The sequence below is a fragment of the Pedobacter sp. SG908 genome, from assembly GCF_011759615.1.
GTDB classification, from domain to species: Bacteria; Bacteroidota; Bacteroidia; order Sphingobacteriales; family Sphingobacteriaceae; genus Pedobacter; species Pedobacter riviphilus.
On sequence record NZ_JAAOYY010000001.1, the window covers coordinates 2971846 to 2995989 of the forward strand.

The following is a 24144-nucleotide window of genomic DNA, read 5'->3' on the forward strand; positions in this document are numbered from 1 at the left end:
TAAAGCAATGTTCGTCTGCTGAACGTAATACTTGGATATTACATCTATTAATATGTTACACAAATTTAGTACCTAAAATTAAGCGATACATATGGATACCAACCATCAGACGAGTGCCCCATTACAAATCGGACAACTGTAAGTGATGCCGGAGCGAAGTAAACGCCCCCTCCTATACCATGGTGCCATAACGTAGAGGCTTCATCTCTTTTCCATACCCTGCCTACATCATAAAAACCCAGCAAGCCAACTTGTCCGGGTAAAACATAACTTACTAAATCGCCAAGTTTAGCGCGCAATTCTAAATTATTATAAAACATATGTTCGCCGGCAAACCTAAACTGACGATAGCCCAAAAGGTTCCCTTGTCCACCTAAAAATAAAGCCTGGTAAAATGCAGGTTTACCAATGGTTACTCCCCCGCCGAAACGATCAGCCAAAATGAAGTTTTTTCTACCATCGAGGTTTTTATACAATGCTATACTCGCTGTAAATTGTCCGTAAGAGTTAGAATATTTATTAACACCTTTATATCCCAGCAGTTTGAAATCTACAAAACTACCCAAGGTTGGTAATAAATCATTATCACGCGTGTTGTTGGTAAAATTTACAAATGCCCCTGCAAACATCTTTTCGTTCCGAAAGGTAAGCGAATCAGAAGAATGTAATTGTGAAGGATTTTCGATAAAACGGCCTATGTTATCTTCCTGGTTAAATTTATAATATTGATAGGAAGGGCCTACACTAAAAGTAGATTTAGGGCGGCGCCATCTGATTGAGGCATCAATCTGGTATAAATTAAAACGCGCACGATAATAACTGATGTTGTCGTTATCATCAAAAGGTGTTTCATTTCCCATACCAAAGAAATTCTGTGTATTATTTGGCGCAAAAGCATCAGCTTTCAACACAAAATCGCCCTTACCTAAAGCTTTTAACCATTCACCTTTATAGTTAAACCTAAAAGCTTTGGTCGAAAATGAATGCAAAAAGGAAATAGTCTGCGAATTGCCATAAGGCTGTTTTCTGAAACCAGGATTAGTCTGCTTGTAGATCAAGCCCAATAAAACACCATCATCATTATTGTAACCTGCGTTTAACAACCACATATTCCGGCGGTACATATCTTTTGGGATATAGCTGAAATTAGAAGTATCGTTAGAGATTATTTTTCTGATTTTATTGGCATCCGCTCCATTATAAGTTGCCTTATCGGTTCTACCGTATAACTTTACAGATCCGTTACTGTTTGCAAAATCGTAAACTTTAGTCCCCTTGCCACCAATAATCCGCAATTTAATATTCGAGTTTTTATTGTTCAGAATCAGGCTGTCGTTACCATTGTGCATGTACACCCTGATCTCTTTGGTTACTTTCGGATCAAATTTCCGGTCGAAAAGCTCGTCTTTGATATTACCCTCTTTTGAAATTTTATTGATTTTTACGCGTAATCCATTATTATCTGCATCAGAGATCCGGATCAGCTCATTTTTATTGGTCACCTCGATATCTACAATGCGGTTAAAGAAATGATAATACTGGTTCATTAATTTTGGCAAAGTGGCTATCCGGTTGCGCAACTGTGCTAAAAAGGCATCGTGATGTAATGAGTAACTTGGTTCAGGGAGTTTTTTCAGTGCTTTTTCGAAAACAGCATCATTATAATTTGCGCAGAAATCTTTCACAATTTTATCAAATTCCTCCTCGTCTACATTGGCGGTCCAGCGGCTACTGATTTCCCTTCCCTCCCATAAAAACCAATTGATATCTTTTATACCGCGCTCATAACCCTGCATCATAGGTAATAATGATGAAGTTTGGGTGTAGCGCTGTAAAAGGCCATCTGATCTAAAAAATACCTGGTCACGATCTCTTGGCACCGGCGAATAAATGGAGCCATCTTTGGTTTTGGTTTCTTTCCAACGCCATTGGTCTTCATGCCTGTCCCAATCGCCCAACAACACATCAAATGCCCTGGCCTTTACCCAGGCAGGACCATCTAATCTATTATCATTATCGTCGGTTAGTTTTTTATCCATTTTCGGAGAACTGCTCGATTCTCCCGTTGGTTCTCTTTCTTCGAACAAACACAGGGTATTGGCAAAAACTGGTTCAAATTCTCCAAGATTATCATCAGGCGAAACCCAGCCAATAATTGGGTTGCTATGCGGGATACCGCTAGCTTTAGCGAGTTCGGGCACAACCAGCGCCGAAAATGGATGTTGTGCCGACATATTATCTTTTATAACATCCTTAGCAAAGGTTTCGCGCAATGCTGCAGGTAGCAGCACTTCTGGATATTTCTCTACACTACGCAGCACATATTCCTTGCCGTTTTTATCTTCTAACCGTAGAGAACGCGATTGATTGCCCCCACCGCGTTGTGTTGCTTTTAAACCACCCATCATCTGAGAAATCCTTAACACCGGAACCTTTGTTCTTGCTGCATATTCTTTACGGTAATTCTCGCCAAAAATAGTGCGGTGAAAATGGCCAACGCTGTCATACTCGGGTTTAATGCGTACAAAAATGCTATCAGCGGTAATTGGTTTATCCCTATTTCTTACTTTTTGAGGAATGGTTTCGAACTTTTTAATGTAACTGTAAACTCTTTTAACACTGGTATCCGAATAAATATAATATTCGTAGCGCATATCGTTGTTTTTCAATTGATCGGCCACCACATAACCCTGCTGCATTTCGTGAAACAACGAAGTTTTACCTTCTTTATTTGGCGATACTTTTGATCCCGAACCACTGATAATCTGCAATTGTTTTCCTTTAATTAACTGAAGACCATGTTCATGTCCCGCAACATAAGTTACATTAGGATAATCGCCAAACACACCGGTTACCGATTTAATCATATCCTTATACGCCGGGTGATTTAAATCTTCGGGACTCAACAAAGTGGAACGGAGTAAAGGATATACGGAGCCCAAAACAGGTAAAGGGATGTATAAATTTCTATCCAGCGATGTTAGCGGAAAAATATGGCTCCTTAAGTTGAAATAACCGCCATGTGGGCCATAACTCTGAAATGGATGGTGCGAAGCCAAGAGAATAACCTTGTCTTTGTTCTCTTCAAGCAATTGTTCCATTTTTACCAAAACCTCATCTTTAGTCCTGCATTCGCATTCTCCATTTGGATTTGATTTATTATATGGAAAAAGCCACCATTCGCTATCGTAGGCAATAATGGTTAATTTGTCGGTTAATTTAATCGCTACCGGATCGGGGCATCCGTTTTCCGGTATTAATCTTAATAGTGGGTCATTCTGCGCCTTAAGAAAATCATCTTGTGCTTTGATTTTGGCCAAACCCTTAGGGCCTGATTTATCCCAATCGTGATTACCGGGAACAAAATAAACCGCAGCGCCCATTTTACGCATAGGTTCGAACTGCGAACGCAGAATCTTTTTGGTTGTATCCTCTTCTACACTACCCGGCAGGCCCATGCCTGTTGGATAGATATTATCGCCCAGGTATACAACGGTTGTTTTTTTTGGAAGAATTTGCTTGGCAGCATTTTTTAAATCATGCATTTGCGCAGGATTCATTTCGCCTGCATCGCCAAAAAGAATTACACGATATTTTACATCATCCTGAGCAAAGGCAATGAAGTTGAATAAAAATAAGATGGTAAAAAAGGTAAATCTTTTAATCATAGACTCAGCGTTTGTATAAAGATAGTTATTTTAAAATTTATTTTATTTCTTGGGGAATTTTCCCATCCGCGTCGCTATGCTGAATTTATTTCAGCGTTTATAACAGGAAAGATCCTGAAATAAATTCAGGATGACGACCGCATTGGGACACCATTACCAAAATCTACTTTTTCAATTTAAACATTAAAATATTTCCGGCAGCTAAAGTTCCGCCTTCGTTAGAAATGTAAAGGTTATTATCACGGTCAAAAGCAATACCTTCTGGCTGATTAAACAAGCCTGGGTTTAATGGGTATGTAACTTTAACCTTGAAATCGGTATCAGTAACCACAAGTAATTTGTTTACAGAAGAAAGCACATACCACTCATTGGTTTTTGGATTTTTAGCCAATGCTGATGGACGGAACCTTGATTTTGAACTTCCAGACAATTTTTCAATGTCTTTGTGCGACAGGCTAAACTCTCCGCCAGGTGTTAACGAAGCGTCAGCACCAAACTTAAAGGCATAAATGCTTGATGCTTTTGCTTTCGAATCAGGCTTGCTATCCTTAGTCAAAACATAAACCATACTGTTTTTTTCATCCGCAGCCAGTCCTTCATATTCTGCCTTTGGTACCAAATCTTTGGTTTTAATCACATTGGCAACTTCTGGCTTGTTTATTTCCGAAATCGGGAAAGTGTGCAGTTCGCCATTGCTTTTTAACACAATGAAATAATTTTTGATGATGGTTAAGTCTTCATAATCGCCTTTACCTCCAAATTTGGTAAATTTCGATTCTTTATCATTTAAACCTAAATGAAAGAGGTCTCCATCTTCATCCTGAATTGCAAATACTTCTTTCGGATCGCCATTATGAAATACAATTCCAGAAATTTCGAAAAGATTTTGCGGCATATTGTATTTTACCGGATTTGCCAAATCATAAGGAAGCGTTGATTTTTCTCCCCCGCTATTGGAAACAGTTTCTGTTGAATCATTCTTTTTATCATCGCGGTTAGCATTTACGCACGAAATGCCCAAAAAGGCAACTGAAATTAGCAAGCTAGAGGCGAGGAAAGTTTTATTGTATTTCATAAGGGTAAATTTAATGTCCATGGTCTGTGTCCCCACAGACCATCAATAAGTAAAATCATGTGGTCTGTGAGGACACAGACCACGGCATTATTTATTTTTTAATAGCTCATAAATATCGTGTTGAGACGCAACAAGGGGTTCACTTCTTTTAACAGGAATATTATTCATGTTTTCATCTATACAAACCGCCTGTACGTTATCTTGTTTTTGGATTTCGATAATATTTATCATTTCTTGTTTAATCTGCTCATTATAAATCGGAAAGCAAACTTCAATTCTTCTATAAATATTCCGGTTCATCCAATCGGCCGAGCCCAGGTATACATCATTCTTTCCTAAATTATGGAAGATAAAAACACGTCCATGCTCCAGATAACGATCGACAATGCGGGTAACCTTAATATTTTCGCTCATTCCTGTTACGCCTGGAATTAAGCGGCAAATGCTTCGTACAATCATTTCGATCTTTACACCTGCCGATGATGCCTCGTAAAGTTTGTTAATTAAAACTTTCTCTTCGAGATTGTTCATTTTAATGGTAATACCCGATGGTTTACCTTGTTTGGCGTGTTCAATTTCTCTATCTATCAAATGAAGAAAAACTTGTTGTAAATTAAACTGAGCCACCAATAAATGATTAAATTTAACCTGGTCGGGAGCGGTAGGTTTAACCCTTTTGGCCAGAAAAATAAAAAGTAGCTCTACCTCACGCAGCATTTCTTTATTGGCCGTCATTAAAATATGATCGGTATAAAAGGCGGCTGTACTTTCGTTAAAATTTCCGGTTGCAAACAAACCAGAATAATGCATCCGATCACCTGTCTGTCGTTTTACCAAGGCTACTTTGGCATGTACTTTTAAAGCGGTAACACTGTAAATAATATCAACGCCAACCTCCTTCATTTTCTTGGCCCATTTGATGTTGTTGGCCTCATCAAAACGGGCTTTAAGCTCAACCAAAACCGTAACTTTTTTACCATTTTTTGCAGCGCTGATTAATGCATTTACAATTTTCGAATCGCTGGCTACACGATAGAGCGTAACGTAGATCTCCTTAACTTCGGCATCAATAGCAGCTTCATTAAAAAAGCGCAACACGCTATCATAACTCTGGTAAGGTGTATGTACAATAATATCGTTTTTATAAATAGCCTCGGTTAAAGATCCATCTATCAAATCTGTATTACATAGTTTTGGCCAGTTTTGGTTGGATAATTTAGGGGAATTAACCGGAAAACCCATAAAATCTTTCAGGTTATGGTACTGGCCGCCTTCTATCCTATTTGCTTTTTTAAGGTTGAAAAGCTTTTTGAGTAATTCGAAAACGTTGGCCGGTATACCTGGTTGATGGAGAAAACGTGTGGCTAAACCAGAGTCGCGTTTTAACAATTGTTTTTCCAGCTGTTCTGATAAACTGCCTGAATATTCATCTTTCAGATCTATTTCGGCATCCCTGGTAATTTTGAAACTATAACATCCGGTAACTTCGCCTTCCGGAAAAACACGGTCTAAATGAAACCGCACTATATCATCCAAAAAAACGATGAAGGTTTCATCAGCTGTTTCTACCTTGTAAAAACGGGCTAACTGGTTGGAAGGGATATTTAAAATAACCACCTCTGCATCTTCTTTCTTTTTTAGCGTAATCAGAAAATACAGCTCATTATTTGAAGGAAAGAAATTGGAATTGGCATTAATATAAACAGGCTGCAAAAAGGCCATTACCTGGCTCAAAAAATACCGGGTTATACTTTTCTGAATTTCGGAGGGGAATGGCTGTCCATAAATTAAGTTAATCTTATTCTCTTTGAGCAACGGAATAAGATCTGATTTAAGTACCTTCCCATAACGTTGTTGCTGTTCAAAAATAAGCTGATTGGCCGTGTTGAGCAGATTATCATCAATACGAATATCATTATCTTCCTTATTGCTCAATTTCTCTAAAGCGAGTAACACTGGCATCCTTACGCGATAAAACTCATCAAGATTGGAAGAGAATATAGATAAAAATTTAATGCGTTCTAAAAGCGGAACAGTGTTTCGCTCTGCTTCCATTAAAATGCGCTCGTTAAACTTTAACCAACTTAAATCTCTGTTAAAAAAAGAGGTTTCTACTATCTGTTCCATTAAAGTTTACCGTAAGCTGCGTAAGCAATCACAAATGCAAATACTGCTGCAATTAAACCAAACATGAAAATATTATAGGCCAGGCGGATCAGTTTATACTTTCTACCCAAAACTACGCCTTGCGAGTACACATCGGTAATTAATGTTCCATATAAAAAATCTTTATCATTCATTACCTTAATCATGCCATCGGTATAGCTTGGTAAGCTCATTTTATAAAAGTTACCGAAAAACAATAAGTTCACCTTTTTATTATCCATATCTTCCTGAGTGAATTCTCCCTTAGGAATAGACGGCCGGGTAGATAAAATGGAAACCACCACGCAGGTTAAACTCACCAATAATAAAATAAATGTGGGGATAATCAGGTTGCCGTGATCTTCCAACCGCCTTAACAATAAACTTACGATTAAGGAAAGCATGATCGAATTTACCGTAATCAGGATATGCGCCTTGTTATCGGCCATATCGCTTAGGCGTTGGTTATTGGCAGAGGTAATCCTAAACATCGTTTCAATGCCTTTATCAGGCCGATCGTCTTTATCTTTCTTTTTTTTGTCTTTGTCTTTCTCTTTCTCTTTCTCTTTCTCTTTTACAATGGCTGGTGCAAAATTTACGGGTTCGGCCAATTCGGTACTAATTTCTTCCTGTGCTGTTAATTTGCTTTTCAGTTTTTCGATATTTTTTTGTTTCTGATCGTTTAACAGCAGATTGGCATAATCGGTATGGTAATGATGCGATTCCATAAACTGGATATCCTTTTTACGCCAATCGAGCTTACTGATATCTTTTTTATAGATCAGTTCATTTTCCTTATGCATCAATTTCCCTTTTGCTCGGAAATCGGGCAGACCTAAATGGAACAGATCTGCATCGCAGATAATTCTATCAATTTCATTTTTAGGTTTCTGGGGAATTTTAGTGGCCAGTATTGCGCTTTTAACATGATCACGGATTTCTTGATTAACCTGATGCTTTGCTAAAAAAGCATCAGCCAGCTCTGCTCCTTTTGCTTCGTGGTTTAATGCATCTTCAAAATAACCAGTATCATGAAAATAGGCCGCTACCGTTACAGAAAAAAAATCCTGCTTATTCAGCTGGTAATGATTGGCAATTTGCTGCGCAGCATTTACCACTTCTTGCGTGTGTTCCAGGTTATGATAAACTAAGCGTGGATCGTTATGGGTATGGAAGTAATGGCTAACATGCTTTTCTACATCTTCCTGCAATTGTTTATAGTTCATGAGCGTATTGGGGTTACGATAATTTAATATGATGAAGGAAATGCATTTCTTGAAAATCTTTAAGTCTAAAAATTATATTTTATGAATATAAAATTACGCTAATTTTTTAAAAACAATACTGATCTCTTCCTTAACAATAATAATGCCTTGTTTATTTTACAATAAGATTTAGAAATGGTTGATTTTTAAACTACAAATTATATGCAGTTAGGCCTATTCTCGTTCAAAAAAGTTTATAACCTGATATACACCTATCCATATTTTTGGTTCAATGTTTTAAACCTTTTAAGGTTTGTTTAGTCTGTAAGCTTCTAGGAAATTATATGTGGAGATTATTTTCCGCCGGTCAATCGCCATTCATTTTACTGTACTGATTTAGCACGAGGAACAGAAAAAGCGTTTCAGGTTTGACTAAAATACCATCAAATTTGGCTAACACACCCTAAACGGGTTATTTCAGCCTTTCAGAGGGTTATTTTGAACGAAATAAAAACAAAATAAGCAAGATAAATGGCCGAAAATTTTGATCGAATTATATTTTCCTGTAAGCGGTATCCTACATTATTCGACAGAAAAAAGGATATTCTAATTATTTAGAATATCCTTTCTGTTTAAATACAATATTTTTCGTTTCCTGCTGATCCGCTGAAAAGGATCTGGATTTAGATGAGTACCTGTTATTTTTCCGATGAATTATTTTACGGCATAATCAAAAGCCTTAAATTTTTGAAAAACATTAGCCGCGCAACCCAATAAACCGGCCTTATTACCTAACTTGGCGGCAACCACCAATTCATTGCCAGGCGCAACCGGCACTGCTAAAGTTTTTATCCTTCTTTCTATTTCTCTAACATAAAAAGCTCCAGATTCACTTATGCCCCCACCAATTACAATCTTTTGCGGACTAAATACATTTATAAAACTAATGATGCCCGTAGCCAGATAATCAAAATGCGATTCCATGGCTTCAACTGCATATTCTTCTCTAGCCAGGTATTTTTCTACCATATATTTACCATCAATCTCTTCTGGTGAATTAGGGTTGATAGCATGATAATGGTTAAGCAGAGCCGATACCGATGCATACGCTTCTAAACAACCGCTGCCTCCGCAGGCACAGGCAGCCCCACGGTGTTGCACAACAATATGCCCTAACTCTGTACCTCTATTTCTAAATCCTCCGTAAAGCTTGTTATCAATCATCACTGCGCCTCCTATTCCCGTACCCACTGTAAGAAAAACCACATCACTACAATCTTTGGCAGCGCCGTAAGTCATCTCTCCTAGCCCCATTAAATTGGCATCGTTATCCATTACAATATTATAACGTGTTACTTCCTGCAGAATTTCGCCTAAAGCCAATTGTTTAAACCCTGGTAAATTATCTGCACCAGCAATAATCTTATTGTTGTAAATAATCCCCGGAAAGCCAATACCCACTCCAAGAATAGGATTTTTAAATTTTTTAGCACAGGTATTAATCGCCTCTACAATAAGTGCAATAATAGCCCCTTGCGTTTTCGCATTTTTTAACGATACAATAATGGAATATAAAATTTCGCCATTTTGATTTACTACTCCAAATTTAAGCGAAGAGCCACCAACATCAATTCCGATAGCATAAGATTGTTCCACGTTGAAACTATTTAAATTAACCATATACCGAACTTAGTTTAAATCTTTTTTGCATTACTTTAATAAATATGTTTTTATCATTTTTCAATTCAGCATTTAAATATAGAATAAAATAGAATTAATGAAGCCATTAAACAACATATTTTCAACTAAAAACCTTAAATATTGATAAATTTTCAAAAAAAACATCCTAAAAACTATCAATAAGCATAAAAAATATCCACTGAATTAAAATATAACTTAACCAAATACAAATATCTCCACTAATAATAAAAACATTTGCACTGTTATAGGCTAAAAAACTTATAAATATCTTTTTCTCCAAACCTGCATCATATATACGTTTATTGCCCATTGGTCGGCAACTGGAAGATTAGTAAACGGAATGGTTGGCATGTAACTGGGCGGGCCAAATTCAGTTAACATGGTCAGGATTTTACCTTGTTGTTTTTTTATGGCAACAACTTTATCCCACCAGGCAAAATGCGCTTCAACTGCTTGCTTCCATTCCGGAGCTCTTGGATCGCTTACTTGTGGCCCTTCTGCATGGCCAACCCTGGCGTGAACATGATCGGTACGTGAAATGGCAAGTTCCACGGTTTCTGGTTGATCTTCGAGTAAACTTTCGCTCACATTACACCAATGAGAAATATCGAGGGTTAGCCTTAAATCAGGGTTTTCCTCTAAATATGGTAATGATGCGGGAGCCGAATAAAGCATACGCGACCGATGGGTTTCATGATAAATTGGAACACCCGTTTCCTGAGCATACTGAACTGTAAAATCAATGAATTTTTTGTTGTCTTGATATTGAAAAAAGTCCTTTCCGGAATGAACATTTATATACAATGGCTTTTGATATTGATGTTCAATGGCTTCTTTAAGTACTTTTTTAAATGTTGCAAAATGTGGTACCGGAAGGGTTTCATCTCCACGGCAAAGAAAACCCACTTCTAATTGATATTTTTTTAATGCTTTAAATAATTCTTCGGCAATTTCTGCCGACCAAAGGATTTCTATTCCATCATAACCTGAGTCTTTAGCCTTTTTGCAAAAATCGGTTACTGAGCCATTAAAGCCCCAATAAGGCGCCATGATTTTTAGTGCGAAACCATTTGTCGATTTCTCAGATCCAGAAAAAGGCATACTAAATGTTTCCATTGACGTTAAAAATAAAGCAGATGTGAGTGCCAGGCTACCACCAATAAAATCGCGCCGGTTATATTTCATTTGATATATCTTTTAGAGGTTTAAGTTACACATTTTTAGTTTTTGAAAAATTTAGTTCATTTTGAAAGATGGTTTCATTTATACATTTATAAATCAATGGAATAAGAGCAAAAAACACCATTAATACAAAAAGAGGTTGTATCATAGGTAAAAATGATCAACCTCTTATGTACTTTAAATATTTAAACTTATTAATTTAAAATAATAAGTTTAGATGTACCCTAAAACAATTTAAATCCGACAGATAGATTAAACAGACCACTTTTTTCACCTAGTCCCTTATTAATTTTAGTAAGGCCCCTGCTGTATCTGGCATCGATACTGATGTTGCCAATATCTACCCCGGCATTAATCACCCCGCCAAAATTAAGTTTTTTATAATCAAAGCCAACTGGCCCTTTTGCTTCGTTAAGGGTATAATTAACATCAGGGCCCGCAGAAACCCTGAAATTTAAGGCTTCGGTATCGATCAGTTTGTAACCCACCATAAGGGGTAAATTAAGTTGGTTAAATTTTGGTGTATAAGTGTTAGCTGCATAAACATAGGAACTCTTAAAGCTAACATAGTTCAATTCTGGTTGAAAATATAGTGATTTACCAACACGTGCAAATACCCCCAAATTATAACCTACCTTTCCTTTTTTATCCGTTATAGCCTTTAAACTTGTTGGTAATGTTCCATAGTTTACACCAGCTTTTACGCCAAATACCAGGTCAGAATCTTGTGCCTTTACCGCCCCTGCTGTAATAACCATAACAGCAACTAATAAATAAAACTTGTTCATTTTCATACTTTTTTGTTTTTAAATAATTGAATATTTATTGTGTTTTGAAAGTATGACAACAACATTTGTATTTACCCCTACGCCAATTTTAAAAAAATATGAATTGATCTTATGAAGACTATACCCCTTAAAATTGTCTATGTAGCACAAAACAAACAGGCTGTTATAAGTCCTGAAAAAATAGTTATTAGGCAAATAGACTCTTATTGTTGATGTAGGTTTATGGTTCTCTCCTGCATATCTCGCTAATGGATGATTTAAGCCCGCGCATATTTTCGTTTGTATTCTACAGGGGATAGCCCCGTAATGCGTTTAAAGATTTTCCTGAATGCTTTCAAGTCGTTGTAGCCTGTATCTTCCATAATAAATGGCAGGTCTTTATGGTTCATTTCGATGGCTTTTTTGGCTGATTCTATCCTTACCCTTTGCAAATATTCGAATGGTGTATTATTAGTGGCGGCTTTAAACCGACGAATAAAATTACGTTTTCCCATATTCACCAGGCTGGATACCTCATCCATTGCCATATCGTGCCGGTAGTTTTCTTCCATGTACCGTTGGGCTTTTAAAATGTCTTTATCATCATGCTGATGCTGGCCAGTAAATACCTTAAAATGTGCCTGACTGGTCCTATCCATCTCAATAGCAAACATCTTGCTGATCCATAAAGCAGCTTCGCGGCCACAAAATTTCTCGATCAGATAAAGGATCAGTTTAAGTGAAGAGAATGCCCCACCACTGGTATAAACGCCATCCTGATCAGTAGTAACCAAATCGCTTTTCATCCTGATTTTAGGGTAACGTTTCTGCATATCGGCTGCTACCGCCCAGTGTGAGGTTACTTCCTTACCATCAAGCAAACCTGCTTCGGCCAAAAAGTAACTGCCAACGCATAAACTGGCCACCTCAGTTCGGGAGGCATAGCTTTCCTTGATCCACCCGATGGCTGCTTGATTTCTGTCTAAAACGCCTTCATTGCCTACGCTGAATGAGGGGATTATAATCAGGTTAACCTCTTGCACCTCCTCATAATTTAACAACTGAATATTGGCATTGTTAAAATGAAAATGGATTTCGTGGTCTTTCTCTGCCACCAAACTTAGCGCAAATACAGGCTTTTTACCAGCACGTTCCATATAACGGTTGGCACCACTCAATAAATCTACCACACCTGTAACCGATGAAGGAACAGCTTCATCGAAGATATAAAGGCAAACATTTAACATAATAAATAGTTATTTTAAGGATACCTAAATTAGGCATTTTTTTTGGCACTTTCACGCCCCTAAGTTGTCATTTATGCCACCTAAATGGTATCCATAATCCGCAGAGATTTGTAAACAGATAAAGCAATAGAAACAATGGGCAAATTAAATGTATTCAATTTTATCAGTTTGGATGGCTATTATAAGGATGCCAACAATGGCATAAACTGGCATCAACACGGCCAGGAAGAGGGCGAATTTAGTGCAAAAAATCTGGAGTACGATAGTATCCTGCTCTTCGGCCGGATAACTTATGAAATGATGGCATCGTGGTGGCCATCGCAAAACGCTATTAATGCAATGCCCGAGGTAGCCAATGGTATGAACCGGGCCGAAAAGATTGTATGCTCCAATACGCTGCAACACGCCTATTGGCAAAATACATGGATAATGAGTGGAGATATAGTGGCTCAGATAGCTGAACTGAAGAAAACATCGCCAAAAGATATTACCATTTTAGGCAGTGGCAATCTGAGTACACAACTGGCTGAAGCAGGCTTGATCAACACTTATCAAATCATGATCGATCCGGTAGCCATTGGCAAAGGCACTTCCATTTTTAGTGGCATAAAAGGGCAATTGAATTTGAAATTAACCGATACCCGAAGCTTTAAAAGCGGCACCGTATTGTTGAGTTACGAAGCATTATAACTAAGAATCGATATTTAAATACGATAACCATGAAAACAAAAATTTGGGCCAATTTAGGCGTTAAAAACGTAGAGAAAAGCAGCGCCTTTTATACCAAACTAGGCTTTGAAAAAAATGCGGGACTCGAAAGCGATGAGTTAGCCAGCTTTTTATTTGGAGCGGATAATTTTGTGATCCACTTTTTTAAAGAGGATAGTTTAAAAAAAGGCATGAAAGGCGAACTGGCCGATTTAAGCAAGGGCAATGAAGTCATTTTTACCCTTTCGGCCGAAACAAAAGAAGAGGTAGATGAGTGGGCTATAAAAGTAAAAAACGCGGGCGGTTCTGTATTCTCGCCACCTGAAGAATTTCAGGGCATGTACGGTTGCGCCTTTGCCGACCCAGACGGGCATAAGTTTAATATACTGAAGTGGAAGTAGGTATATGCAAGCGGTCTCTAATGCGGGCCGCTTACATATGCTTTTCAGCACAAAATAAAATATACGCACATCGAATCCAAAAAACACATATTTGAGTTCGACACCTCTTCTGTATGTATACGAATAATTGGAATTATATTTTAGATTTCAATGATTTGCGGTTACTCTTCCATTGATAAAAAAGCACTCTCTGATCCTTGGTCAGAACACTGTCTATCCTGCTTTTGGATGAGGCCAGCATAGATTGAAAATATTGTCTTTTAGCTATCCCGCCAGTTTGACTCTTCTTTAGAGAATCGGCCAATTTAAATTGTAACTGAAAAATAGTGAAAAGCGAATCTTTTTGCTGATCGTTCAGCATAATTTTGTTCCGCAGATCGCGAACTAAAAAAGTTGCTTTTTTTTCGGGCGTGTCTAAGCGCTTTGAAGAGGTATTTTGAGCTTGACTGCTTAACGACAATAATGCCAAATAGATAAAATGTCTTGATCATTGTGATAATTTAGATTTAAATTCTGATTAAATATTAAGATTGATTATAAGCGTTGATGATTGATTTAATAAAATCGAAACTAAACTTACCCCCATTCTGGTATTGTTCTGCTACTTTAGGATTATCCTTTAACAGTACAAAAAATGCATCTTCTCGCTCTTTTCGGTTAAACGACAATTTACTGGTTTTGATTTCTATAATATCCTGATCCTGTTTTTTAACATACCAGGTTACGCTTGATGAAGCCACCCCGCTGTACGAAACTGCTGTTTCTATCAATTCATACAAAGTAATTTTACCAGACATTAGCCGATGCACAAATACTGTTTTTTTAGTTCCTGGCAGTTTTACAGCTTCGCAGTCGGTCGGATTCTTTCTAATCTTTACAACGTGAAAAGCTTTTATTTCAGTAGCTTTATATCTTACCCGCTCGGTACTGCCCTCAGGTATAAATTTAACCACATCTTCAAAATAATTTTTGACCTCGCCTTTAATGGTGTCGCTTTGGAGAGTTACGATATATTCGGATTGTGCTTTAAGATTGAAAGCAAAAAGTGATAGTATTGCACATGGAAGAATTGATTTAATTATGTCCATAATCTATTCTTTCAAATATTTGATATTTTCTTTTGAATTAAGAATTAAAAATATTTCTTTACCTGAAGCTATTTTCAAAGTAACAATTCCAAACCTCCTGCTACATGACAGTATGTCACTCTTAAAAAAGTATATTTTCTCATTTTTGCGGATGGCTTCCATACTCATCCCATCAATATAGAGATCATAAATAAAATAATAACGCCAAATTTTTCCAACTCCAAAATGAAGTAAGAAAAAAATTATTCCCGCAATAAGCAAAAAATATGCTCCCGTTAATATTATCATTAATAGTAAAGCCAAATAATTAAGGCTAATAACCCCTGGAAATATTCTACTCCAGAAAAAATGGTTGTCCTTTGTCAGTTTAATCATCAAATCAATATTTAAAAGGATTGTGTTGTTTGGCTATAATTTTAACGCTTGTCTCAACAACTACGCCAATACCTATTTTCCCACCGACTCCCAGAGAAGCTTCAAACTTTTTTGAGCTAAATCATAGGCTGTTTCAAGCGACACCGCACCGAAAGCACCCGAAAGCTTGACTTTGGCTTCTTCTAGTACAGCCTTATTTTGAACGATACCAACTTCGAAGCCCCCACCGATTGCATCATGAGCTGCTTCAAAGCCTACTGAATACTCAAAATATTCGTTCAAATCTATCCATTTATTATCATTCCATGTATATTTAGCTAAAGTAACAGAACCCATATTGACATCAAAACCTTCCAATCCTTTAATGATTGTTGAGGCTCTTAAACCTATCGTATTTTTAAGTTCAAAATCCAGATATATATCGAATCCTTTAAATGTATAATCATTTACAGCTTTGAAAGTCTTGAAGGAATAAGAATCAGCATCTTTGCCTTTTTTAAATCCAACCGTAGCATGCCCCATGAATCTGTCTCCATCCCAACCGTTATAAGTAGCCCCAGGTGTATTTTTAATAAAGTCCCTTCCCGCATTAGAAATCCAGCCGACACCAGTAATCCAATTTTTAAATTCCTGCCACCAACCGCCATCTGGATCAACAGTGGAAATTGGATTATTACCCATTCCAGTATAGGGTGACCAAAATTCCCACATAGGATCGGTACTCATCCATCTTCCATACCTATATTAGGGTAATTGATTGCTTTTATGATCTAATAAATCATAAACAGATGCGCAAAAACATCATAACCCAGAAAGATTTTTATATTTTCAGGAATTCCAATCACCATTTCTCTAATTGATATGCAAAAAAATCGCATACAATCCTGAGTCAATAACTTCCAGAACCCGATGTGATCAGCGTCTTAGCTTGTGTATGCCATTACCAAATTCTATTTCCTTACAGTCTAGATTTCAATGATTTTTGGTTACTCTTCCATTGATAAAAAAGTACCCTTTGGTCTTTTGTTAAAACGCTATCTATCCGGCTTTTGGAAGAGGAAAGCATAGATTGAAAATATTGTCTTTTGGCTGGCCCGTCGGTTTGACTTTTTTTCAGAGAATCGGCCAGTTTAAATTGTAACTAAAAAATAGTGAAAAGCGAATCTTTTCGCTGATCATTCAGCATAATTTTGTTCTGTAGATCGCGAACTAAAAAAGTTGCTTTTTTTTCGGGCGTGTCTAAGCGCTTTGAAGAGGTATTTTGAGCTTGACTACTTAACGACAATAACACCATAATGCTAAATAGATAGAATGTTTTGATCATTGTGATTAATTTAGATAAATCGTTTAAATATTAAGATTGATTATAAGCATTGATGATTGATTTAATAAAATCGAAACTAAACTTACCCCCATTCTGGTATTGTTCAGCTACTTTAGGATTATCCTTTAACAGTACAAAAAATGCATCTTCTCGCTCTTTTCGGTTAAAAGATAGTTCAGAAGTTTTAATTTCTACAATATCCTGATCCAATTTTTTAACATACCAGGTTACAGCATGCGAAACTCCTCCATTGTACCTCACAAAAGTTTCTATCAATTCGTACAAAATAATTTTACCTGATAAAACCCGGTTGACAAATAAAGCCTTTCTTTTTCCAGGTAATTTTATAGCTTCTAGATCAATTTCTTCTTTTTTCAGCTTTACATGAAAAGCTTTTATTTCAGTGGCTTTATATCTTACCCTTTCTATACTGCCCTCGGGGATAAATTTAACCCTATCTTCCAAATAATTTTTGATTTCACCTTTAATAGTATCATTTTGAAGGGTTACGATATACTCGGATTGTGCTTTTAGATTTTTAATGCTGCAAATGAATATAATTGTACAAGTGAATATTGTTTTAAGTTTTTTCATTAGAATAATAAATTTGTGCTAATTATTGATCTCGGAATTTATTACATTCAAAATAGGCCGACATTGTTTATTTAAGAAACATCCAATAGGTAAATAGAATATCCTGCAAAGCATATTTATAAATTCGTTAAATAGCAAAAGGTATTCCTTTGTTTCATTTCCTTCATAAATTTCAATTAGCATTTCTCACATCATGTTCGCATTTTTAACGGAAATGGTATTTGATAAAATCGTGAGCCCAAAAAGGAAGAGAAATGCAAAATCCAGTAAATATTAGTACAATAATTAAAGAGAGTAATTTACTGTTAAAAAAAAATATTGGATTCAAAATTATTTTTTTACCATTTTTTTTATAATTAAAGTACCATATAAAAATTATAAATAATAACAGAAATAAAGCATAGCCTATGTAATTTTTACTTTTCATAAAATAAAAAGAATCTACAAAGTCTAATGCTGAATTTATAAAAACGGAGCAAATAAAACTTAATAAAAAAATGGTTGAGGTATGAGGCTCCGTTTCTATTCTACTTTTCTTGTAAAACTGATAATAATAATAATAAAGTACTTTAAAAAACATTATAAATATTTGTGTTAGTAATTAGGAGTCTAATATTATGAATTAGCATTTTAATTAATCTCTACGCTGATGGAGAAGATCCTGCAAATGAGGTCTAATGTTTTCTCTGTACCATGGCCTTTGAGAAATCCATCTACCAGATTCCCAGCCGATACTCCATCCCAACCCTATGGTTCCGGGTGCAAGACCAATTATGTTCGAGCCCTGTTCCAAATTACGAGTAGTTTTTGAGATTTCTCCGTTTGCATATTGCTCGTTTATATCAAAATAATTTTTCACGGCAAGCCCTCTTCCAAGCCACTTCATTGTATTAGCTATTTTTCCAATATTCTTCTGCGGAAGAGTATACCCATTACCGTAAAAATTACGCCCATAAAATTTAAATTGCTTAAAATCAAACCAATGTTTCTCTCCGAAGATAGTGTTTTCAAAACTACCAATAAAGAGGCCTACTCTGGGATCTACAGTTTCTACTTTAGGTTTAACGATTGCTTCGTTTAACATGACGCTAAAGTTAAAAACTCCATTAATTTTAAATACCCCATTCTCATAACTCATGCCTCCAAGTCCTTTCATTGCGAATCCCTGAAATTTCCCATCTATATAATAATTATTGAAGTTATCATTTGTTTTTGTAATCTCGGTTTTACCTGTTTTAGTATTAAAATTAATATTATCTTTTGTTTGACCACCATCTGGATCAACTTTAGAAACAGGATTATTCCCCATCCCTGTATATGGGGACCAAAACTCTCCCATCGGATCGGTACTCATCCACCGCCCTATTTGGGCATCGTACATCCTGAAATCAAAATTATTCCAGCCCGTTTCTTTATCCACTTCTGCGTACTGACCCTAATAACCATATCTGTAATCGTTATTGGCCAAAGGTCATACCAAATAAATATATATTTATTCATCCAATATCGTTGCGCTTCTACAAAGAGACTTAATCATTTGGCAAAATCGTTTAATATCAGGTAAGCCCACAAAAAAACCCTCCAAAGTCACTTTAGAGGGGTTTAAGTTATGAGGTTAGCTGGTTTATGTATTTCAGAAAATATAATTCCTTTAAATTAAGCATCTGGTATTTCTGGCTCTACCAGCTTCGCTAACTTTTCTAGCGATTCCTGCCAGCCCAGGTAGCACATCTCTACAGGTATAGCTGATGGAATCCCCTCTTGTGAAATTTTAATTTCGGTACCCACTAAGGTCTTTTTTAACCAAACAGAGGTAATCATCTCACCAGGCAGATTTGGATCATCAAACTGATCGGTATACTTTAGAAACTCGTTTGGTGTAATTTCAAGGTATTTCCCACCGAATGAATGACCATTGGAAGTAGAAAAATTTTGAAAGGACATTTTAAAAGAACCTCCCAATGCCACTGTCATTTCGTGAACAGTACAAAGAAAGCCATATGGAGGTAACCATGAAGCAATTGCCAAAGGTTCGGTAAATGCACGGTATACTTTTTCTGGCGATGCTTTTAAAACTCTGTGCAATGAAACGGTGTTGTTCGACATAAAATTATTTTTTAATCCCCTACTCTTAGGCTTTTCGGTTTCGCCCGTTTTTGGAGTGGTAGCTGCTCCACCATATGGTCAGGTTTTTAATATTAATTCCTGACTATACAAAGATGGCATGTAAATTCGGGTTTGCCAGTGGCAATATGCGACAATGTTAGTGGGGCTTTACGCCCAGACTAAGCGTATTTTTTAAAAAAAACATTGTAACTATTTGATTACATATAATTTGTTCATATATTAGATTTATCTGATCAATACATTTTAACCTAAACTAACTTAAACATGAAAAACACAAAATTTTTATCGCTAGCCATGCTATGCGCTTTATTTATCTACGCATCTTCTTGTAAAAAGAACAACACTTCAGAACAAACTGATAACAAAGCCGAAATATCAGCAAGTACATTACAGCAAATAAAAAGCCTGGGATTTAGTGTCGAAAATGCACGTAAAGTGGATAACGGTTACCTTGTTGAAGGCGACATCGTTCTAACAGATGCCAACTTAAATGAAAAGTCTTCAAGTCCTAATTTAAACATTGCCGAAACCGAGCAGTACCGCACAACAAACGTGGTTAAATCACTACCACGTGTAATTACAATTTCTGTTACAAATTTACCACAGGTGTATAGTGATGCTGTTGATCTGATGATTTCAAGATACAACTCTTTAGGCCTGCGTATGACTTTTCAAAGGGCAAACACAGGTACTACAGGTAACATTGATGTATTTGGATTTAACGAAGGTCCAAGTGGAGGCTATATCACTTTAGGTTCATCTGGTTTTCCTACTTCGAGCGGCGAACCATTTAACCAGGTTAAAATGAATACGAATGTGAATGCCTATGGAACAAATCCTAATTTATTGTATGTTGCCTCTGTTTTACAACATGAAGTTGGACATTGTATAGGATTCCGCCATACCGACTATATGAACAGGGCGTATAGCTGTGGAGGAAGACGTTCTAACGAAGGAACAGCGGGAGTTGGTGCAATACAAATCCCAGGCACACCATCAAAAGCAGATGCAGAATCATTCATGCTGGCTTGCTCTAACGGTGGCGACCGTACATTTAATGCAAATGATGTAATTGCAATGAATTACCTTTATAAATAAACCAAATACAGATCAATAAAAAATAAAATATATAGATCAGATAAAAAAGAGGGAGCTGAAAAGCCTTCCTCTTTTTTTTGGACCTAAAAAGACTGGAAGTATATATTTTTTTTTATGTTTTTAATAAAATAACCTTTTAAAAAACCGCAAACACAGCACAAACAACAACGAACAATATAATTCAGAAAAAAAAATCGCCATTTTTCAATCAATAACATGAGGCTCACTTCATCTTTACGTCATCGTGTTAAATTTAATCCTTAATTCTGAACCTATCAGTTGAAAATCCTTAACATTATTTTCAATTAACCTTATAATTCTTAATAATTTCTTAATTCTAATTGACAAAATCCCTAATCGGGTTAAGGCATCTTTGTGAGAAATTCACAGAGCAAGAACAATCGTTTGTTTCTGTGAATGATCCCAACAATCATAACCAATCATTCATGAAACAAAACTACAAAAAGACCTACTTGTCTTTGATTGGCAGATGGCAATGTCTTGTTGCAATGCTGCTTTTCTTTTCATTAAACACCCATGCTCAGGGCAGTAAAACAATAACGGGTAAAGTTATTGATGAAACCAACCAGCCATTACCAGGTGTAACGGTTAAAATAAAAGGCAGCAATTTAGGAACATCAACTGATACAAATGGCGTTTATACCATTCAGGCAAAACCAGCTGATATACTTACATTTTCGCTACTTGGAAGTTTAACGAAAGAAATTCCAGTTAATAACCAGGTTAAAATAAATATAACACTTGTTTCGGATAATCAAAACCTGAAAGATGTTGTGGTTATTGGTTATGGTACCGCTAACAAAAAAGATTTAACAGGTGCGGTAACTTCTGTAAAGTCAGAAGAATTTAATCAAGGCGTTTTGGTTAACCCTGCACAACTTTTACAAGGTAAAGTTGCGGGTTTAAATGTTACTAAAAGTGGCGATCCGAATGCTAAACCATCTACTATTTTACGTGGTCCATCTACTTTGCGTGAAGGTGCTGCGCAAGAACCATTTTACATTATCGATGGTGTTCCTGGAGCTTCAATTGATTTATTGGCTCCGGCTGATATAGAAAATATCGATATTTTAAAAGATGCATCTTCAACCGCAATTTATGGTTCAAGAGCTGCAAACGGTGTAATCATTGTCACCACAAAACGTTCTAAAAGCGGCCAATCCCGCCTAAATTATAGCGGTTATGCTGCAGTAGAGAAAGTTTCTAAAAAATATGATATGCTTTCAGCTCCAGAGTTAAGGCAATATCTTGCAGATAATAAGCAAACTTTAAACGCTGTAGATGATGATGGTTCGGATACAAACTGGCAATCACTTTTAGAAAGAACAGGTTATTCTCAGAATCACAATGTTTCTTATGGTGGCGCTGGTCAGACATCAGATTATGGCGCAAGTGTAAATTACCTCGATAATAAAGGAATTCTTAAAAATACATCACTAAAGAGAACAATTGTTCGTGCCTTCCTTAACGAAAAGTTTTTTAATGACAGGCTTAAACTTGGCTTAACCATAACAAATAGTAATTCGAAAAGTTCTGATATATACCAGTCGCAAGCGCTACCCAATATGCTTTTCTATTTGCCAACAGTAAATCCTTTTAATACTGATGGCAGCTATAAAGAGAACTACAACCGCACGGGGAGCGGAACAAGAAATCCGTTATCCATTGTTGATAATAACATCATCAATAACCTGAATAACAAAACGTTGATTAATGGTATGGCCCAGGTAAATATCATAGATGGATTAAAGTTTACAGCAAGTGTTTCTTCTCAGAGAGATCAGAATAATTATAGCACTTATTTAAACAGCCAATCGGGATTAGCCAGGGGTGTAAATGGGCAAGCGCAAAAAATCGATGTGCTGAACAAAAATCAGATTTTAGAAGGTTATTTTAACTACGATAAAACTTTTGGCAAACATAGTTTAAAATTGCTTGGTGGTTATTCATGGCAAGAAGATAGAACCAATGATGGTTTTGGCGTAACTACACAAAATTTTTCAAATGATAATTTAGGTTCTAACAACCTGTTTTTATCTAACCCAACTTTACTCTCCCAAATCACTTTTAACGATGCGCCTATATCTACTTTAAGGTTAATTTCATATTACGGCAGGGTTCAGTACAACTATAATGAAAAATATTTATTCCAGGCGTCTTTAAGGGACGACGGCTCTTCTGCATTCGGAAAAAACAATCGCTGGGGTTTATTCCCAGCTGTTTCTGCTGGCTGGAGAATAATTAGTGAAGATTTTATGCAATCTGTTCCGGTTATTAGCGACTTAAAACTTCGTGCTGGTTATGGCGTATCTGGTAACAGTTTAGGTTTCAATGCCTTCTCTTCGTTATTGATTTACGGAACACTTCCGGGAAGTAATAAATTTTTAAATAATGGTTCTATCAGCAATGCAATTGGCCCGGTTAGAAATCCTAATCCAGATTTAAAATGGGAAAGTACAGCAACAACCAATATTGGATTGGATTTTGGTTTATTTAAAGATAGGATTACCGGTTCGTTAGATTTTTACGTGAAGAAAACTTCAGATTTGATTTACGACCGTTACGAAGTTTCTACAACACAGTTTTTCTTACCAACCATTACAGCCAATGTTGGTAAAATGAAAAATACAGGAGTAGAGTTCTCTTTAAATGCAATTGCAGTTAAAACAGACAATTTCAAATGGACAACCTCTCCAAATATTGCACACAACAAAAACGTAGTAGAAACTTTATCTGATGATTTCTATAAAATCGCAGCCATCCAAACTGCCCAACTCGGAGGTAAAGGCCAGTCAGGTAATTTCAGTCAGCTGATTCAGCCAGGTTATGCATTGGGTACCTTCAATTTATGGAACTATGCCGGTAAAAATGCAGCTGGTGTAAGTACCTATATTAATGCAGCCGGACAAACCATTGCTACACAACCCTTAACCACTGATGCTAAAATAGCAGGCGATGCCCAACCAAAATTAATTTACGGCTGGGCAAATACCTTCAACTATAAAAACTGGGATTTGAATTTCCTTGTTCGTGGGGTATTGGGCAATAAGATTCTGAATGCCACAAATGCATCTTTAAACAATCCTGCCGATGCAAAACTTCAAAACATTCCAAGGTTTACCCTGGGCGAATCTTTCAATGATATTAATGCTTATCTGATTTCAGACCGTTTTCTTGAAAGTGGTTCGTACCTGCGCCTGGATAACGCCACCCTTGGCTATACGGTAAAACCTAAAACACCGGCTATTAAAGCCATTAGGTTATATGTTACAGCAAATAATCTTTTTGTAATAACCAAATACAGTGGTTTAGACCCCGAAATCAACATTGGTGGATTAACCCCAGGAATTGATAACAATAATTATTACCCAAAAACAAGAACCTTCAGTTTCGGTGCAAGTGCATCATTCTAAAAAAA

At 36.5% G+C, this 24144-nt stretch carries 19 protein-coding genes; 4 read left to right on the top strand and 15 right to left on the bottom strand.

Annotated features, from left to right (window positions below):
• Positions 1-65: 65 nt before the first annotated feature.
• The 8 genes from FHT21_RS12165 to FHT21_RS12200 form a co-directional block, all read right to left on the bottom strand.
• Positions 66-3668 carry a BamA/TamA family outer membrane protein gene (locus FHT21_RS12165; protein ID WP_167294918.1) on the bottom strand — a complete coding sequence of 1201 codons (3603 nt, stop codon included), beginning with the start codon at positions 3666-3668 and terminating at the stop codon, positions 66-68.
• Positions 3669-3831: 163 nt separating this feature from the next.
• Positions 3832-4743 carry an SdiA-regulated domain-containing protein gene (locus tag FHT21_RS12170; RefSeq protein ID WP_167294919.1) on the bottom strand — a complete coding sequence of 304 codons (912 nt, stop codon included), beginning with the start codon at positions 4741-4743 and terminating at the stop codon, positions 3832-3834.
• An 87-nt stretch (positions 4744-4830) separates the two neighbouring features.
• Positions 4831-6870, bottom strand: coding sequence for a polyphosphate kinase 1 (gene ppk1, locus FHT21_RS12175; RefSeq protein ID WP_167294920.1), 2040 nt, complete (start codon positions 6868-6870; stop codon positions 4831-4833).
• A complete protein-coding gene (locus FHT21_RS12180; protein WP_167294921.1) occupies positions 6870-8114 on the bottom strand; it encodes a Pycsar system effector family protein in 1245 nt (414 codons plus the stop codon). The genes ppk1 and FHT21_RS12180 overlap by 1 nt, the downstream gene beginning before the upstream one ends.
• 693 nt (positions 8115-8807) lie before the next feature.
• A complete protein-coding gene (locus tag FHT21_RS12185; RefSeq protein ID WP_167294922.1) occupies positions 8808-9773 on the bottom strand; it encodes an ROK family protein in 966 nt (321 codons plus the stop codon).
• A 279-nt stretch (positions 9774-10052) separates the two neighbouring features.
• Complete coding sequence (locus tag FHT21_RS12190; RefSeq protein WP_167294923.1) at positions 10053-10979, bottom strand: sugar phosphate isomerase/epimerase; 927 nt, start codon at positions 10977-10979, stop codon at positions 10053-10055.
• 221 nt (positions 10980-11200) lie between these two features.
• A complete protein-coding gene (locus FHT21_RS12195) occupies positions 11201-11764 on the bottom strand; it encodes a porin family protein (protein ID WP_167294924.1) in 564 nt (187 codons plus the stop codon).
• Positions 11765-12021: 257 nt separating this feature from the next.
• The gene (locus tag FHT21_RS12200; protein ID WP_167294925.1) at positions 12022-12990 is read right to left on the bottom strand and encodes a helix-turn-helix domain-containing protein; all 969 of its coding nucleotides are present in this window, start codon (positions 12988-12990) and stop codon (positions 12022-12024) included.
• Positions 12991-13125: 135 nt separating this feature from the next.
• On the opposite strand from FHT21_RS12200, the gene FHT21_RS12205 reads away from it, so the two are divergent.
• Both FHT21_RS12205 and FHT21_RS12210 read left to right on the top strand, forming a co-directional pair.
• Positions 13126-13680, top strand: a complete 555-nt coding sequence (locus FHT21_RS12205; protein ID WP_167294926.1) for a dihydrofolate reductase family protein — start codon at positions 13126-13128, stop codon at positions 13678-13680.
• A 29-nt stretch (positions 13681-13709) separates the two neighbouring features.
• Complete coding sequence (locus FHT21_RS12210) at positions 13710-14099, top strand: VOC family protein (protein ID WP_167294927.1); 390 nt, start codon at positions 13710-13712, stop codon at positions 14097-14099.
• A 524-nt stretch (positions 14100-14623) separates the two neighbouring features.
• On the opposite strand, the gene FHT21_RS12215 is transcribed toward FHT21_RS12210, so the two are convergent.
• The 7 genes from FHT21_RS12215 to FHT21_RS12245 all read right to left on the bottom strand — a co-directional run bounded on the left by FHT21_RS12215 (position 14624) and on the right by FHT21_RS12245 (position 19586).
• Positions 14624-15187 carry a hypothetical protein gene (locus tag FHT21_RS12215; RefSeq protein WP_167294928.1) on the bottom strand — a complete coding sequence of 188 codons (564 nt, stop codon included), beginning with the start codon at positions 15185-15187 and terminating at the stop codon, positions 14624-14626.
• 3 nt (positions 15188-15190) lie between these two features.
• A complete protein-coding gene (locus FHT21_RS12220) occupies positions 15191-15562 on the bottom strand; it encodes a hypothetical protein (RefSeq protein ID WP_167294929.1) in 372 nt (123 codons plus the stop codon).
• Between the two features lie 72 nt (positions 15563-15634).
• Positions 15635-16288, bottom strand: coding sequence for a hypothetical protein (locus tag FHT21_RS12225; RefSeq protein WP_167294930.1), 654 nt, complete (start codon positions 16286-16288; stop codon positions 15635-15637).
• Positions 16289-16703: 415 nt separating this feature from the next.
• A complete protein-coding gene (locus tag FHT21_RS12230) occupies positions 16704-16886 on the bottom strand; it encodes a hypothetical protein (RefSeq protein ID WP_167294931.1) in 183 nt (60 codons plus the stop codon).
• A 30-nt stretch (positions 16887-16916) separates the two neighbouring features.
• A complete protein-coding gene (locus FHT21_RS12235; RefSeq protein WP_167294932.1) occupies positions 16917-17480 on the bottom strand; it encodes a hypothetical protein in 564 nt (187 codons plus the stop codon).
• A 634-nt stretch (positions 17481-18114) separates the two neighbouring features.
• Entirely contained in the window at positions 18115-18900 is a 786-nt protein-coding gene (locus FHT21_RS12240; RefSeq protein WP_167294933.1) for an RHS repeat-associated core domain-containing protein, read from the bottom strand.
• 236 nt (positions 18901-19136) lie between these two features.
• Entirely contained in the window at positions 19137-19586 is a 450-nt protein-coding gene (locus FHT21_RS12245) for an SRPBCC family protein (RefSeq protein WP_167294934.1), read from the bottom strand.
• A 285-nt stretch (positions 19587-19871) separates the two neighbouring features.
• Between FHT21_RS12245 and FHT21_RS12250 the strand changes: the two genes are divergently transcribed.
• Positions 19872-20705 (top strand): M57 family metalloprotease, encoded by an 834-nt coding sequence (locus FHT21_RS12250; protein ID WP_167294935.1) that lies wholly within the window; start codon positions 19872-19874, stop codon positions 20703-20705.
• A gap of 446 nt (positions 20706-21151) precedes the next feature.
• Positions 21152-24139, top strand: a complete 2988-nt coding sequence (locus tag FHT21_RS12255; RefSeq protein ID WP_167294936.1) for a TonB-dependent receptor — start codon at positions 21152-21154, stop codon at positions 24137-24139.
• Positions 24140-24144 lie beyond the last annotated feature (5 nt).

What these genes read in the sequence shown, in the direction of transcription:
- FHT21_RS12185 (WP_167294922.1), bottom strand. Translation starts at nt 9,773, where the DNA reads ATGGTTAATTTAAATAGTTTCAACGTGGAACAATCTTATGCTATCGGA.
- FHT21_RS12210 (WP_167294927.1), top strand. Translation starts at nt 13,710, where the DNA reads ATGAAAACAAAAATTTGGGCCAATTTAGGCGTTAAAAACGTAGAGAAA.
- FHT21_RS12195 (WP_167294924.1), bottom strand. Translation starts at nt 11,764, where the DNA reads ATGAACAAGTTTTATTTATTAGTTGCTGTTATGGTTATTACAGCAGGG.
- FHT21_RS12180 (WP_167294921.1), bottom strand. Translation starts at nt 8,114, where the DNA reads ATGAACTATAAACAATTGCAGGAAGATGTAGAAAAGCATGTTAGCCAT.
- FHT21_RS12190 (WP_167294923.1), bottom strand. Translation starts at nt 10,979, where the DNA reads ATGAAATATAACCGGCGCGATTTTATTGGTGGTAGCCTGGCACTCACA.
- FHT21_RS12220 (WP_167294929.1), bottom strand. Translation starts at nt 15,562, where the DNA reads ATGATTAAACTGACAAAGGACAACCATTTTTTCTGGAGTAGAATATTT.
- FHT21_RS12250 (WP_167294935.1), top strand. Translation starts at nt 19,872, where the DNA reads ATGAAAAACACAAAATTTTTATCGCTAGCCATGCTATGCGCTTTATTT.
- FHT21_RS12165 (WP_167294918.1), bottom strand. Translation starts at nt 3,668, where the DNA reads ATGATTAAAAGATTTACCTTTTTTACCATCTTATTTTTATTCAACTTC.
- FHT21_RS12245 (WP_167294934.1), bottom strand. Translation starts at nt 19,586, where the DNA reads ATGTCGAACAACACCGTTTCATTGCACAGAGTTTTAAAAGCATCGCCA.
- FHT21_RS12205 (WP_167294926.1), top strand. Translation starts at nt 13,126, where the DNA reads ATGGGCAAATTAAATGTATTCAATTTTATCAGTTTGGATGGCTATTAT.
- FHT21_RS12215 (WP_167294928.1), bottom strand. Translation starts at nt 15,187, where the DNA reads ATGGACATAATTAAATCAATTCTTCCATGTGCAATACTATCACTTTTT.
- FHT21_RS12255 (WP_167294936.1), top strand. Translation starts at nt 21,152, where the DNA reads ATGAAACAAAACTACAAAAAGACCTACTTGTCTTTGATTGGCAGATGG.
- FHT21_RS12200 (WP_167294925.1), bottom strand. Translation starts at nt 12,990, where the DNA reads ATGTTAAATGTTTGCCTTTATATCTTCGATGAAGCTGTTCCTTCATCG.
- FHT21_RS12230 (WP_167294931.1), bottom strand. Translation starts at nt 16,886, where the DNA reads ATGATCAAAACATTCTATCTATTTAGCATTATGGTGTTATTGTCGTTA.
- FHT21_RS12170 (WP_167294919.1), bottom strand. Translation starts at nt 4,743, where the DNA reads ATGAAATACAATAAAACTTTCCTCGCCTCTAGCTTGCTAATTTCAGTT.
- ppk1 (WP_167294920.1), bottom strand. Translation starts at nt 6,870, where the DNA reads ATGGAACAGATAGTAGAAACCTCTTTTTTTAACAGAGATTTAAGTTGG.
- FHT21_RS12225 (WP_167294930.1), bottom strand. Translation starts at nt 16,288, where the DNA reads ATGAGTACCGATCCTATGTGGGAATTTTGGTCACCCTATACTGGAATG.
- FHT21_RS12235 (WP_167294932.1), bottom strand. Translation starts at nt 17,480, where the DNA reads ATGAAAAAACTTAAAACAATATTCACTTGTACAATTATATTCATTTGC.